Origin of the sequence: Campylobacter jejuni (assembly GCF_049221745.1) — a bacterium.
Taxonomy (GTDB): domain Bacteria; phylum Campylobacterota; class Campylobacteria; order Campylobacterales; family Campylobacteraceae; genus Campylobacter_D; species Campylobacter_D jejuni_E.
This window is the reverse complement of the sequence record NZ_JBMJAO010000003.1, coordinates 106037-119366: the sequence shown is the minus strand read 5'-3', so window position 1 is coordinate 119366 and position 13330 is coordinate 106037. Positions and strand designations below refer to the sequence as shown.

At 29.5% G+C, this 13330-nt stretch carries 14 protein-coding genes; 10 read left to right on the top strand and 4 right to left on the bottom strand.

From position 1 onward, the window contains the following. Positions 1-45 precede the first annotated feature (45 nt). Genes selA through ACOTU8_RS04145 form a run of 4 tightly spaced genes read left to right on the top strand, consistent with a single transcriptional unit; the run spans position 46 to position 4466 of the window. The gene (gene selA / locus ACOTU8_RS04160; protein WP_422341913.1) at positions 46-1368 is read left to right on the top strand and encodes an L-seryl-tRNA(Sec) selenium transferase; all 1323 of its coding nucleotides are present in this window, start codon (positions 46-48) and stop codon (positions 1366-1368) included. Beyond that, positions 1365-3170 carry a selenocysteine-specific translation elongation factor gene (selB, locus tag ACOTU8_RS04155; RefSeq protein WP_422341912.1) on the top strand — a complete coding sequence of 602 codons (1806 nt, stop codon included), beginning with the start codon at positions 1365-1367 and terminating at the stop codon, positions 3168-3170. Before selA ends, selB begins: the two co-directional genes overlap by 4 nt. Positions 3171-3218: 48 nt before the next feature. Then, the gene (locus ACOTU8_RS04150) at positions 3219-3929 is read left to right on the top strand and encodes a thioredoxin fold domain-containing protein (RefSeq protein WP_422341911.1); all 711 of its coding nucleotides are present in this window, start codon (positions 3219-3221) and stop codon (positions 3927-3929) included. Positions 3930-3935: 6 nt separating this feature from the next. Then, complete coding sequence (locus tag ACOTU8_RS04145) at positions 3936-4466, top strand: hypothetical protein (protein WP_422341910.1); 531 nt, start codon at positions 3936-3938, stop codon at positions 4464-4466. A 44-nt stretch (positions 4467-4510) separates the two neighbouring features. Here ACOTU8_RS04145 and fldA read toward each other — a convergent pair whose 3' ends face one another. Genes fldA through ACOTU8_RS04130 form a run of 3 tightly spaced genes read right to left on the bottom strand, consistent with a single transcriptional unit; the run spans position 4511 to position 6014 of the window. Further along, a complete protein-coding gene (fldA, locus tag ACOTU8_RS04140; protein ID WP_002855629.1) occupies positions 4511-5002 on the bottom strand; it encodes a flavodoxin FldA in 492 nt (163 codons plus the stop codon). After that, positions 5002-5697 (bottom strand): hypothetical protein, encoded by a 696-nt coding sequence (locus tag ACOTU8_RS04135; protein ID WP_422341909.1) that lies wholly within the window; start codon positions 5695-5697, stop codon positions 5002-5004. Before ACOTU8_RS04135 ends, fldA begins: the two co-directional genes overlap by 1 nt. 2 nt (positions 5698-5699) lie before the next feature. Then, a complete protein-coding gene (locus tag ACOTU8_RS04130) occupies positions 5700-6014 on the bottom strand; it encodes a DUF2325 domain-containing protein (protein ID WP_002855637.1) in 315 nt (104 codons plus the stop codon). A gap of 170 nt (positions 6015-6184) precedes the next feature. Between ACOTU8_RS04130 and katA the strand changes: the two genes are divergently transcribed. Further along, a complete protein-coding gene (katA, locus tag ACOTU8_RS04125) occupies positions 6185-7609 on the top strand; it encodes a catalase (protein WP_422341908.1) in 1425 nt (474 codons plus the stop codon). Between the two features lie 56 nt (positions 7610-7665). After that, on the top strand, positions 7666-8136 hold the full coding sequence (locus tag ACOTU8_RS04120; RefSeq protein WP_422341907.1) for a Cj1386 family hemin-binding protein: 471 nt from the start codon (positions 7666-7668) through the stop codon (positions 8134-8136). On the opposite strand, the gene ACOTU8_RS04115 is transcribed toward ACOTU8_RS04120, so the two are convergent. Beyond that, a complete protein-coding gene (locus ACOTU8_RS04115) occupies positions 8137-8793 on the bottom strand; it encodes a helix-turn-helix transcriptional regulator (protein ID WP_422341906.1) in 657 nt (218 codons plus the stop codon). Positions 8794-8963: 170 nt separating this feature from the next. Here ACOTU8_RS04115 and ACOTU8_RS04110 point away from each other — a divergent pair, with 170 nt between their 5' ends. From ACOTU8_RS04110 to purB, 4 genes are read left to right on the top strand one after another with little or no spacing between them, the layout of a single operon-like run. Next, positions 8964-9326: a Rid family detoxifying hydrolase gene (locus ACOTU8_RS04110; RefSeq protein WP_422341905.1), complete on the top strand. Its 363-nt coding sequence runs from the start codon at positions 8964-8966 to the stop codon at positions 9324-9326. Positions 9327-9329: 3 nt separating this feature from the next. Continuing rightward, entirely contained in the window at positions 9330-10769 is a 1440-nt protein-coding gene (dcuC, locus tag ACOTU8_RS04105) for a C4-dicarboxylate transporter DcuC (protein ID WP_422341904.1), read from the top strand. 12 nt (positions 10770-10781) lie between these two features. Continuing rightward, positions 10782-11945: a trans-sulfuration enzyme family protein gene (locus ACOTU8_RS04100; protein WP_422341903.1), complete on the top strand. Its 1164-nt coding sequence runs from the start codon at positions 10782-10784 to the stop codon at positions 11943-11945. Between the two features lie 9 nt (positions 11946-11954). Next, positions 11955-13322 (top strand): adenylosuccinate lyase, encoded by a 1368-nt coding sequence (gene purB / locus ACOTU8_RS04095; protein ID WP_422341902.1) that lies wholly within the window; start codon positions 11955-11957, stop codon positions 13320-13322. Positions 13323-13330 lie beyond the last annotated feature (8 nt).

Sequence of the window (13330 nt, the reverse complement as noted above, 5' to 3'; positions counted from 1 at the left end):
ATAAATTCTATGTTAAAATAACCAAATATTTTCTTAAGGCTTAAGATGAACAAATTTAGAACTTTTCCACAAATTAACACTCTTATTGAAGATGAGAGTTTAAAATCCTATCCTTTTTATATTAAAGCATTTTTTTGTAAAAAAGTTGTCGCAAAACTAAAAGAAAATTTTTCCCAAGATGAAATTTCTAAAGATAAACTACTTTTAGAAATCAAAAAAGAAATCAAAACTTTTTATCGCAAAGATTTACAAAGTGTGATTAATGCGAGCGGAGTGGTTATACACACAAACCTTGGTAGAAGTGTAATCCATGAAGAACTTTATGAAGCGTGTAAAAATATAATTTGTAATTATTCTAATGTAGAGTTTGATTTAGAAAATGGAAAAAGAGGCTCTCGCTATGCTTTGGTGTTGGAAAAACTTAAAATGCTTTTTGAATGCGAAGATGCTTTAGTGGTCAATAACAACGCTGCGGCAGTTTTTTTAGTGCTTAATTCTCTTTGTTATAATAAAGAAGTCATAAGCTCAAGAGGAGAACTTGTAGAAATTGGCGGAAGTTTTCGTGTACCTGAAGTAATAAAAGCTGCAGGTGTAAAGCTTTGTGAAGTTGGAACTAGTAACAAAACACACTTAAAAGACTATGAACAAGCCATCAATGAAAACACAGCTTTAATTTTAAAAACCCATAAATCTAATTTCGCTCTTATAGGTTTTCACAGTGAAGCAAATATAAAAGATTTATATAAACTAGCAAAAGAAAAAGGGCTTTTGAGTTATTATGATCTAGGTTCTGGCTGGTGTGAAAATTTAAATGAAAAGTTGATTAAAAATGAGCCTAAAATCAAAAAACTCATACAAGAATGCGATATCTTAAGTTTTAGTGGAGATAAACTTTTTGGTAGCGTGCAAGCAGGCATTATACTTGGAAAAAAAGAACTCATAGAAAAACTTAAACAAAATCAACTTTTAAGAATGCTAAGAGTGGATAAATTAACTCTATCTTTTTTAAACGAAAGCTTAAAAGCTTATTTACAAAAAGATTATGAAAAAATTATTACCTTAAAACTTTTAAATGATGACTTATCCTTTATAGAAAAAAAAGCTTTAAGAGTGCAAAAAGAATTAAAATTTCAAACCCAGCTTAAAAAAAGCAAAAGTTTAGTAGGAGGAGGCTCAATGCCTGATAAAAGTTTAGATACTTATATGCTAACTTTTCAAGGAGATGCTTTAAAACTACAAACTCGATTTAGAAAAGAAAATATCATAGGACGCATTGAAAATGATGAATTTGTTCTTGATTTTAGAACTATACAAGAAAATGAACTAGAAAAACTTATTCTTACAATCAATCAAATGGAAAACTTATGAAATCTGTTATTATAGGGACTGCAGGACATATTGATCATGGAAAAACTTCACTCATTAAAGCTTTAAATGGTTTTGAAGGCGATAGTTTAAAAGAAGAACAAGAAAGACAAATCACCATTAATTTAAGTTTTTCAAATCTTAAATTAAAAGATAAAAACATTTCTTTTATCGATGTTCCAGGACATAAAGATTTGGTTAAAACTATGGTAAGTGGAGCTTTTGGCTTTAGCGTTTGTTTGTTTGTTGTAGATATTAATGAGGGTTTAAAAGAACAAAGTTTAGAACATTTAGAAATTTTAAAAATTCTTGATATTAAAAATATTATTTTAGTACTTAGCAAATGCGATCTTTGTGAAAACATAGAGCAAAAAAGTGTAGAAATTTTAGAAGAGTTAAAAAATTTAGATTATCCCATTTTAAAAATATTTCACACCAGTATAAAAAATAATCAAGGCATAGAAGAATTAAAAAATTATCTTTATACCATAGAAAACAAAGAAAACGATGAAGAACTGATTTTTCATTATTATATCGATAGAGTTTTTTCTCTAAAAGGCATAGGAACTGTCGTTACAGGCAGCCTAAATGAAGGAAGTATCACTTTAAATGAAAAAATCATCTGTTTAGACACTCAAAAAGAACTCATTGTTAAAAATATACAAAATCACGATACCAATCTAGAGCAAATCAAAGCTTGTAACCGTGTGGCTTTGAGTTTAAATTGTGATTATAAAGAGTTGAAAAAAGGTTATTTGCTGAGCAAAAAAGGTTATTTTAAAGCCTTTAAAGAATGCGATGCTTTGGTTAGAGCAAAAAATTTACAAAATAGCAAAATGATTTTTTGCGTGGGTTCAAGACAAATAGAATGCAAAATAAATATATTAAAAAAACTAGAAAATGATGAATTTTTTGTGCATTTTAGTTTTGATAAAAATGTATTTTTAAGTTTTGATGAGGCTTTTATTTTATTACAAAACAATCGTGTTATAGGCGGTGGTAAGGTTTTAAATCCTTTAAGCGAACCTTTAAAAAAAGAACAAAAAAATAAATTTTTAATGTTTTTGAAAAATAAAGATTTTAAAGCGGCTTTTTCTTTCTTAAAAGACGCACATAAATATGGCTTTGGTTTGCTCTCAAGCTATCAAAGATTTAAACTCTCTCATCAAAAAGCATTAAAATTAGCAAAAGAATTAAATCAAGTATTTGTTGATGAAAAAAATCTTAATGCATATCATTTACAAAGTCTAGAAGAAATTAAAAATTTCATCAAATTCATACTTGAAAAAAATCCTTATGCCATACTTTCAGCACATTCTTTAGCTTTAAGGATTACTTGGGCAAGTGAAAATTTTTGCGAACTCGGACTTAAAGAGATGTCAAATTTATTGGATTTTGAAAATGGAATTTATTTTAAAAAAGGCATAGATTTTGAAAAACTTCAAGAAAAAAATAATAATCAATTATATGAAATTTTAAAAAAACAAGGCATTAAACCCGAAGCTCCTTATAATCTTTATGATTTTTTAGAACTTGATAGAAAAAGCGGAGATAATATACTCAAAAAACTTACCCAAAAAGGCTTGGTTGTAAGACTTTCACACAATCTTTTTATAGAAAAACAAGCTCTTGAAAAACTTATGCAAGAATGTTTAAATTTATTAAAAAAACAAAGTCTTGATGTGCAAAGTATGAAAGAATATTTTAATCTTTCAAGAAAATATGCTATTGCTTATTTAGAATACTTAGACAAATTTCCTCAAGTAAGCAAAGAGTCTGGAAAAAGATTTTTAACAAACATTTAGAAAATCATTATAGAATTAAACATAATTTATTTAAAGGATTTATAAACTATGAAAAAATTAAGTTTAATTCTTGCCTGTTCAGCATCTTTGTTTGCTGCAAGTAATTTAGAAATTAGTGATTTTTATTCAAAAAGCATTAAAGCACAATTTCCAAATGCTACCGTTAGTGTATCAAATCGTCAAAAGGTTGGTAATACGGGTTTTGAAAGTGTTATTGTAAGCGTTGAATTAAATGGACAAAAACAAGAAAACATTCTTTTTACAAAAGATAGTCTTATTACCCCTGATCTTATCGACTTGAAAACGGGAATTTCTTATGCTCAAGAATATGAAATGAAAAAATTTCAAGAAGCAAGAGAAAATTTTACAAAAAATGCTAAAGCTGTAGCACAAAAAGAAACCATGGTAATAGCTTTAGGAGATAAAAATAAACCTGCAATTTATGTTTTTTCGGATCCTGAATGCCCTTATTGTAGAGAACATTTGGCTCAAATTGATGATGAACTTAAAAACTATCAAGTTAATTATATTTTAACTCCAGTACATGGAAAATCTGCTTTTGAAAAATCCGCTCTAATCTACAAAGAAGCAAAAAAAGCAAAAAATGATAAAGAAAAAATCGCAATTTTAAGCAAATACTATGATGCAAATATCAAAAATTATCCAAAAGTAAGTGATGCAGAATTAAAAGAAGTTTTTTCCTTATATGAAAAATATCGCTCATTAGGTCTTAGTGCTACTCCAACTATTATTAAATAAAACCTAATGTCTAAAATTACTTTAATTGTAAGCTTTTTTATAGCACTCTTTATGAGTGCTTGCACCAATGCAACTTTCATACAAAGCTTTATTCAAACAAGCAATGAAGGCATTTTTATCAGATCGCAAAAACAACAAAGTTTTAAAATTTCCTTGCAAAATCCTAGCCAACTTCAAACTACTTTGGATAGAGATTTGGCTTTAAAACTTAAAAATTTAGGCTTAAAAGAAGTAAAAGAAAATGCAGATTATGAAATTTTAATCAATCTTGTAGATATGAAAAAACATTCTTATGCTCAAAAAATCACAACTTCAGCAAGATTTTTTTATGATTTTGATCCTTTGGAAAGTGATGGAGAATGGATGGTAGAAAACTACTATACTATGCAAGTTAATTTACAAATCAACTCTAAAAATCACAATTCTCAAAAAACAAGTCTTCTTGCAAGAACAGCTTATCTTGGAAATAAAGAACGCTGTCAATTATCTTTAGAAAATAAAATTATAAATCAAATAGTGAGTTTTTTTTATTTTTAAGAAAAGACAATCAAGAGTATAAAGACTCTTGATTTTAAGAATTATTAAGCAAAATAAGGTTTGATTTGTTCTACCCAAGCATCAATTCTTGATTCGGTTTGATCTTCTTGATTATCATTGTCAAGAGCAAGTCCAACAAATTTACCATCTACAACCGCATCGCTTGCTTCAAATGTATAACCATCAGTTGAAACTTCTCCTACCAAATTTGCACCTGCATCTTTTAAATTTTGAGCTAATTTACCCATGCCACCACAAAAAGTGTCAGAATAACTTTCACTATCACCCATACCAAATACAGCTACAGTTTTTCCACCAAGGCTAAGCCCTGAAAAATCAAAACCATCCCAATCATCTTGTAAATCACCACTTCCCCAAGTTGAAGTTCCACAAATTAATTTATCGTAAGAATTCATTTTAGCTGCATCAATATCTGAGATATTAAAAACATCACTAATTCCAAGTTTTGAAGCAATTGTATTAGCCGCTCCTTCTGTATTTCCCATAGCACTACCATAGATTACTGCTACTGACATTATTTTCTCCTTATAAGTTGATTTGATATTTTATACGGAACTAATTTTAACATAGTTTTGTTTAAATCACACAAAAAATGTTTTATTTCAATAAAATGTGTGAAATTTTTGTTACGCGGACAAACAATATAAAATTTTTCAAAATTGTTTTCTTTTATTAAATTCAATAATTCATGAATTTCATTTTCAATTTTTAAATTATGTGTATCAATCTCTTTGCAAAGTGGTAAAATTGCAAATTTTTTATCTATTATTATAAGATCACCATTTTGATCTATATTTTTTCCATTATTTTGAAAAGAAACCTTATCATAAACATAATAGCTAAATAAAATTTGCGCATCAAAACAAATGCCATAAAGATAAATTCTTAAAAGTCTTAAAAAATCGATATTCTTAGATATTTTAGTATTAAAAATCAAGCTTTTTCTTTTTTGAAAGTAAAAAGCGTATGCATTAAGCTTGATATTTACATTTTGAATCTTACCAAATGAAACATGCATTATATCATGTAAAAAATTTCCAAATATCATTTTTAAACTCTTGGTATTTTTTGCATATAAAAGAGGAATTTTTAGAGCGCTATCAACGCTGGCATTATATTGAGTTAAAAAAGTCAACATAAGCTCTTGATTGTTTAAATGGCGATAAATTTTCGGTATAAATTCTCGCTTATCATCAAATCCAAATAACATCTTTAACCTTTATAGCAAGAAAATTCTTTATTGAGATTAAAAATTTTACAATATTCACAATACACACAACTTACACTTCTTTTTGCACAAACTAGTGGAATTTTGCGCTTTTTAGCTTCATTTTTGATTTTTTTCATGGTATTATGATTTAAAAAGCTTGTTAACATTACTATACATTCTGTATCACAAGGAATCGGCTTGCGATTAACTCTATTTTCATTACGTGCATCCCAGTGTTCTATTTTTTTAGCACCTAAATCATGTAAAACAGCTCTAATAGGAGTGATTTCATCTGCACCAATAACCAAAACTGACATAAATTCTCCTTTGTGATTTTTAAAATATATTTTGATAATTATTATTATAATATAAAAAAACTAAATTTATTTTGAAATTTATTATCAATAATAAATTATTATTCAGTTAATTTTAATTTTTTATAGATATAATTTACTAGTTAATAAAAATTATTATTTAGGAGAAAAAAATGAAAAAATTAACTAATGATTTTGGAAACATTATAGCCGATAATCAAAATTCGTTAAGTGCAGGTTCAAAGGGTCCTTTACTTATGCAAGATTATCTTTTACTTGAAAAACTTGCCCATCAAAATAGAGAAAGAATTCCAGAAAGAACTGTTCATGCCAAAGGAAGTGGGGCATATGGGGAAATAAAAATTACCGCTGATTTATCTACTTATACTAAAGCAAAAATATTTCAAAAAGGAGAAATAACTCCACTTTTCTTGCGTTTTTCAACTGTTGCGGGTGAAGCAGGTGCGGCAGATGCTGAGCGTGATGTTCGTGGATTTGCTATTAAATTTTACACTAAAGAGGGAAACTGGGACTTAGTAGGAAACAATACTCCAACTTTTTTCATCCGTGATGCATATAAATTTCCTGATTTTATCCATACTCAAAAAAGAGATCCAAGAACTCATTTAAGAAACAATAATGCTGCTTGGGATTTTTGGAGTCTATGTCCTGAAAGCTTACATCAAGTAACTATTCTTATGAGTGATAGAGGAATTCCTGCAAGTTATCGCCATATGCATGGCTTTGGAAGCCACACTTATAGTTTTATCAATAATAAAAACGAAAGATTCTGGGTAAAATTTCATTTTAAAACTCAACAAGGAATTAAAAATCTTACTAACCAAGAAGCTGCTGAACTTATAGCAAAAGATAGAGAAAGTCATCAAAGAGATCTTTATAATGCTATAGAAAATAAAGATTTTCCGAAATGGAAAGTTCAAGTTCAAATTCTTGCTGAAAAAGATACAGAAAAACTTGGATTTAATCCTTTTGATTTAACAAAAATTTGGCCTCATAGTCTTGTACCTTTGATAGATATAGGCGAAATGATTCTAAATAAAAATCCTCAAAATTATTTCAATGAAGTTGAACAAGCTGCCTTTAGTCCAAGCAATATCGTTCCTGGAATTGGCTTTAGCCCTGATAAAATGTTACAAGCTAGAATTTTTTCATATCCTGATGCGCAAAGATATAGAATAGGAACTAATTATCATCTTTTGCCCGTAAATCGTGCAAAAAGCGAAGTAAATACTTATAATGTCGCTGGTGCTATGAATTTTGATAGTTATAAAAATGATGCAGCTTATTATGAACCAAACAGCTATGATAACAGCCCAAAAGAAGACAAAAGCTATCTTGAACCTGATTTAGTTTTAGAAGGTGCAGCTCAAAGATATGCTCCACTAGATAATGACTTTTATACTCAACCAAGAGCTTTATTTAATCTTATGAATGATAATCAAAAAACTCAACTTTTTCATAATATCGCTGATTCCATGGAAGGAGTTGATGAAAGAATTATCACTAGAGCTTTAGAACATTTTGAAAAAATTTCACCTGATTATGCAAAAGGAATTAAAAAAGCTTTAGAAAAATAATTTTTACTTGCCACTTTTGGTGGCAAACTAAAGATTATAATAATTAAGGAAAAACAATGACAACTCTTAGTCTAGAAGAAGAAAAAAGATTTGAAGAACTTTGCAAAATGGCTTTTAATTTTGCAAGAAATAATGAATGTGAAAATCTCAAAATCATGATAGAAGCGGGTTTAAATGTAAATTTAAAAACTCATAAAGGGGATACCTTGCTTATGCTTGCAGCTTATAATAATTCTTATGAAAGTGCTAAAATGCTTTTAGAAAAAGGTGCAAAAGTGGATGAAAAAAACGATCGTGGACAAACTCCATTGGCAGGAGTTTGTTTTAAAGGATACTTACCTATGTGTGAACTTTTAGTTAAATATGGAGCAAATATTGATGAAAACAATGGCTTAGGAATGACACCTTATGCTTTTGCTATTATGTTTGGACGAAAAGATGTGGCAGAATTTTTACTCAAAAAATCTAAAAATAATTTTTTAAAGAAAATGAGTCTAAAAATACTAAAATTTATCAAAAAATTTTAGTTATTTTCTAAATTTTTTCAGATACCTATAAACACTAGGTTCTGAAATTTTTAAAAATTTTGCTACGATAGGAACCGCTCCTTTTATATTAAAAATACCTTTTTCATATAGTTTTTCAGCAATTTCTTCTTTTTGAGTAATGCTTAATTGATAATCAGAATTTAAATAACTAGAATCTACGCTTTGAACTAAAATATCCTCTATCGAGCGGCTTAATGTTTCTATGTTTGAATCATTTTGAGAAAAACTAATGTTTCCTAAAATGTCGCCCATATCTCCAATTTTTTCTAAATCAATCATCTTGCATATTAAATCTCTCATAATACTAGTATCATGATTGATACACAAAATACCTACTAATTTATCATGATTTTTAATAAAAAAAGTAGATCCTCTAATTAATTTTGATTTTCCAACAAGAGTCTTATAATCACATAAAAAATCTTTTTCTAAATATTTTTTATTTTGTATAAGCTCACTTGCAAAAGCAGTCAAGGGAGAATCTAAACTTCTCCCACTAATGTGATTATTAGCAATTGCTGCAATATAAGCCCCATCTTCAGTAATTACATGAAAAACTATCTCATATTGCTCACCTAAAACTTCTCCTAAAAAATATGTCAATTTTATAAACTGCTGTTTTTGCCCCTCATCCATAAGAATTACCTTCAATAAAAAATTAATATAATATTAAATTCTACTCTTTATACTTTAAAACATTTCTTAAAAAATAAAATTTTATTATTATAATAATAAACTATTGACAAATTATTATTGTAGTGATAAAATGCATTCTGTTTAATCTATATTTAATAAAAGGAGAAATCATGTCAAACTATCCAAAAGCTATTGGTCCATACTCAGCTTATCGAGAAGCAAATGGACTTTTATTTATATCTGGACAACTTCCTATCAACCCTGCTTCAGGCGAAATAGAAAGCTCTGATATCAAAGAACAAACCAAACAATCTTTAAAAAATATCGGCGCTATCTTAGAAGAAAATGATATCAGTTATGATAAAGTGGTTAAAACCACTTGCTTTTTAGCTGATATTAATGATTTTGTAGCATTTAATGAAATTTATGCTGAATTTTTTAAAGCTCCTTATCCAGCAAGAAGTGCTTTTGCAGTAAAAGATCTACCAAAAAAAGCTAAAGTAGAGATAGAGATCATCGCTCAAAAAGGATAAAACATGCTAGGTATTGTTTTTTCTTTATTTAGTGTTTTTTTACTTGTTTTTATGTTTTATAAAAAAATTAATGCTCACATGGCATTGCTTTTAAGTGGTTTGCTTTTACTTTCCTTAGCTGCTATTTTTGGACTTTCTCCACACATTGTCGCTAAAGGTTCTTTAAATTTAGGTTTTTTTGATATTTTTCAAGTTTTCAATCAAACCATGTCAAGTACATTAGCAGGGCTTGGACTTACACTTATGACTATAGCAGGTTTTTCTGCTTATATGGATCATGTAGGGGCTTCTTATGCACTTTTTAAAGTTTTTGAAAAACCTTTAAAAGCCGTAAAATCTCCTTATGTTTTACTCATAGTTGCTTATTTTATCGTGCAATTTTTAGTTCTTTTCATCCCTTCTCACGCAGGCTTGGCACTTTTACTTATGGTTACTATGTATCCTATACTTGTACGCTCTGGTGTTTCAAAACTTTCTGCCTTAAGTGTGATTGCTATTTGTCAATATATCGATCATGGACCTGGAAGTGGAAATGTTATCATGGCATCAAAAGTAGCTGAGATTGATCCTGCGGTTTATTTTGTTCATTATCAACTCCCTACAACCTTGCCTATCATTATAGCTGTAGGTATTGCAATATATCTTTGCAATAAATTTTTTGACAGAAAAGATAATTTTGTCTTCAATACACAAGAAATTGAAAAAGAACTCAATGAAAATGAAGGTAAAGAAAAAGAACTTAAAAAGCCTCCTAGAATTTATGCGATTTTACCTATAATTCCTTTGGTTTTAATCCTAGGATTTAGTTCAGTGCTTGATAGCATCTTGATTTTAATGGGAATAAGTAGCACCGAAGAAGTTAAAGCAGCTGCTAGCACTGCAATTAAAATGAATGTTCCAGTGGCAATGGTGATTTCAACTTTTGTGGCTATTATTTTTGAAATGATACGCTATAAAAGTATAGTAGAAACTCTTAATTCTATTATGATTTTCTTTAAAGGAATGGGACATTTATTTGTTATCACAGTTTCACTCATCGTTTGTGGTCAAGTATTTGCAAGCGGTCTTTTATCTGTAGGTTTTGTAGATACTTTAATAGAATTTTGCAAAAATGCAGGATTTGGAGTTTTGGTTATTATTATCGCCGTTTCAATCTTACTTGCGGTTTGTGCTTTCTTAATGGGCTCAGGAAATGCAGCATTTTTTAGCTTTGCTCCACTTATCCCAAATATAGCAAAACACTTTGGAGTTGAAACTATCACCATGATAGCACCCATTCAAATTATGACGGGCTTTGGAAGATGTGTTAGTCCTATTGCACCAGCGATCTTAGCTATTTCAGCTATTGCAAAAGTAAGTCCTTTTGCTGTGGTTAAAAGAACAGCTATTCCTATGCTTGTAGCGGCTATTGTAAATGTTATTATGACTTATATTTATCTTTAAAAAGGAGAAAAAATGAACTCAAAAACTAAACTTATTCATTGTGGTAGAGGCGATCAAAGTGCTGAAGTAAGATCAGTTAATCCTACACTTATGCGTGCATCAACCATACTTTTTAAAGATCACACAACTTGGCAAAAATACAGAGAATTAAGAAAAACAGACCGTGTTTTAAGCTATGGGGCTAGAGGAACAACAACCAATTTTGAACTTGAAAAACTTATTTGCACTTTAGAAGGTGGCTATAGAGCTCAACTTTTTCCAACAGGACTTGCAGCACTAGCCATGGTGCTTTTAAACTATGCAAGCAAAGATGCGCATTTTTTAATCACTGATGCTATTTATGGGCCTGTAAGAACAATTTGTGAATTATTTTTGGAAAAAATAGGAGTTGAAATTGATTTTTTAAAAGCTGATGCAAGTGATGTAGAAGAAAAAATCAAACCTAATACTAAACTTATCTTATGTGAGAGTCCAGGATCTATACTTTATGAAATCATAGATTTGCCAAAACTTTGTAAAATTGCTCATGCACATAATATCCCTGTAGCCATTGATAATACTTATTCTAGTGGATATTTTCTAAATCCTTTAGAACTTGGAGTAGATATTTCGGTTATTGCCGCTACAAAATATCTTAGTGGACACTCTGATGTAACCATGGGTATAGTCGTAATCAACGAAAAAGAATGGAAAAATTTTGACAAACTTCCAGAAGCTTTAGGATTTACAACAAGTCCTGATGATGCTTACTTAGTACTTCGTGGTATAAGAACACTAGATGTGAGAATGAAAGCTCATGAAAAAAGTGCTGATGAAATTGTAGAGTTTTTACAAAACAGAAAAGAAATTAAAACAATCTTCTATCCAAAACTTAAATCTCACCCAAATCATGAAATTTTCATGCGTGATCATAAAGGTGCAAACGGTATGATTACCATAGAATTTGCAAAAGATTTTAGTGAAGATGATGCTATTAAATTTGTAGATAAACTAGAATACTTTTCAATAGGTGCAAGTTGGGGAGGCTATGAAAGTTTAGCAACTGTAACCACTCCGCCTAGAACTGCAACAGATCTAAGTAAAAGGGGGCCATTTGTAAGGTTTCATATAGGTCTTGAAGATACTAAGGACTTGATCACTGATTTAATACAAGCTTTTGATAGTATTAAAAAATAAGGAGATAAGATGACAGGAATTAGCGTATTTGATCATAGATTGCTAGCAGACTCATGGAGTACGCAGGAAATGCGTGCTATTTTTTGCGAACAAAACCGCATACAAAAATGGCTCGATGTTGAAGCGGCTTTAGCAAAAGCACAAGCAAAACTAAAGATTATTCCTAAAAAAGCAGCTGATGAGATCGCAAAAAAAGCTCATTATAAATTTATGGATATGGATTTTATTTTTACTGAATTTAAAAAGACTAAACACCCTTTAGTTCCTACTGTAAGAGGATTAGAAAAAGCTTGCGATAATAATTTAGGCGAATATGTACATTTTGGAGTAACCACTCAAGATATCATCGATACAGGGCTTATTTTACAATTTAAAGAAGCAATGCAACTTGTAAAAAGTGAATTAAAAGCTATTGCAAAAGCCTTAGCAAAACTAGCTAAAACCCATAAAAACACTGCTATGATGGGAAGAACTTTAGCACTTCAGGCTTTGCCTATTACTTTTGGACATAAAGTTGCTATTTGGTTAAGCGAACTTGAGCGTCATTTTGAAAGAATACTTGAACTTGAAAAAAGACTTTATGTAGGCAGTATAGTAGGTGCTGTAGGAACTAAAGCAAGTTTAAGTGATGAGTGCAATGAAGTAGAAAAACTCACTTTAGAAAATTTAGGACTTGATGTGCCTAATATTTCTTGGCAAAGCGCACGTGATCGCTTTATAGAACTTGGTTTTGTGCTAGGTAATATCAATGCAACCTTTAACAAAATCGCTCATGAAATTTTAATCCTTTCGCATAATGAAATCGACGAAGTTGCTGAACCTTTTGGAAAAGGACAAGTAGGTTCAAGTACTATGCCACACAAAAGAAATCCTGCAGTAAGTGAAAATGCAGTTACAGTAAGCAATGCCTTTAAAGCAAATTTAGCCATTTTAAGTGATATCGAAAGGCATGAACATGAAAGAGATGGTCAAGTTTGGAAAATGGAATGGAAACTTTTACCTGAAATGTTTTTAATGCTTTCTGTGGTTTTAGCAAATATGAAATTCGCTCTTAGCGATTTAGAAGTAAAAAAAGATAAAATGCTTAAAAATTTAAATACTCTTAATGGTTTTGTTTTAGCAGAAAGAGTTATGTTTGCATTAAGCGATCATTATGGAAAACAACATGCCCATGAAATAGTTTATGAAAATGCTATGCTAGGCATTGAAAAACAAAAAACTTTTAAAGAAGTTTTACTTGCAGATAAAAGAGTATCTAAGGTATTGAAAGAAAAAGAAATTGATGCTTTGCTTGATGCAACAACCTATGTAGGATATGCACCAAAACTTGTAGATGAATTTTTGGCAAAAATCAAAAATAGTGCTATTTTAAAATAGGAAAAATC

Bases quoted from the DNA above. Each gene is read 5' to 3' on its own strand.
- selA (WP_422341913.1), top strand. From the start codon at position 46: ATGAACAAATTTAGAACTTTTCCACAAATTAACACTCTTATTGAAGAT.
- selB (WP_422341912.1), top strand. From the start codon at position 1,365: ATGAAATCTGTTATTATAGGGACTGCAGGACATATTGATCATGGAAAA.
- ACOTU8_RS04150 (WP_422341911.1), top strand. From the start codon at position 3,219: ATGAAAAAATTAAGTTTAATTCTTGCCTGTTCAGCATCTTTGTTTGCT.
- ACOTU8_RS04145 (WP_422341910.1), top strand. From the start codon at position 3,936: ATGTCTAAAATTACTTTAATTGTAAGCTTTTTTATAGCACTCTTTATG.
- fldA (WP_002855629.1), bottom strand. From the start codon at position 5,002: ATGTCAGTAGCAGTAATCTATGGTAGTGCTATGGGAAATACAGAAGGA.
- ACOTU8_RS04135 (WP_422341909.1), bottom strand. From the start codon at position 5,697: ATGTTATTTGGATTTGATGATAAGCGAGAATTTATACCGAAAATTTAT.
- ACOTU8_RS04130 (WP_002855637.1), bottom strand. From the start codon at position 6,014: ATGTCAGTTTTGGTTATTGGTGCAGATGAAATCACTCCTATTAGAGCT.
- katA (WP_422341908.1), top strand. From the start codon at position 6,185: ATGAAAAAATTAACTAATGATTTTGGAAACATTATAGCCGATAATCAA.
- ACOTU8_RS04120 (WP_422341907.1), top strand. From the start codon at position 7,666: ATGACAACTCTTAGTCTAGAAGAAGAAAAAAGATTTGAAGAACTTTGC.
- ACOTU8_RS04115 (WP_422341906.1), bottom strand. From the start codon at position 8,793: ATGGATGAGGGGCAAAAACAGCAGTTTATAAAATTGACATATTTTTTA.
- ACOTU8_RS04110 (WP_422341905.1), top strand. From the start codon at position 8,964: ATGTCAAACTATCCAAAAGCTATTGGTCCATACTCAGCTTATCGAGAA.
- dcuC (WP_422341904.1), top strand. From the start codon at position 9,330: ATGCTAGGTATTGTTTTTTCTTTATTTAGTGTTTTTTTACTTGTTTTT.
- ACOTU8_RS04100 (WP_422341903.1), top strand. From the start codon at position 10,782: ATGAACTCAAAAACTAAACTTATTCATTGTGGTAGAGGCGATCAAAGT.
- purB (WP_422341902.1), top strand. From the start codon at position 11,955: ATGACAGGAATTAGCGTATTTGATCATAGATTGCTAGCAGACTCATGG.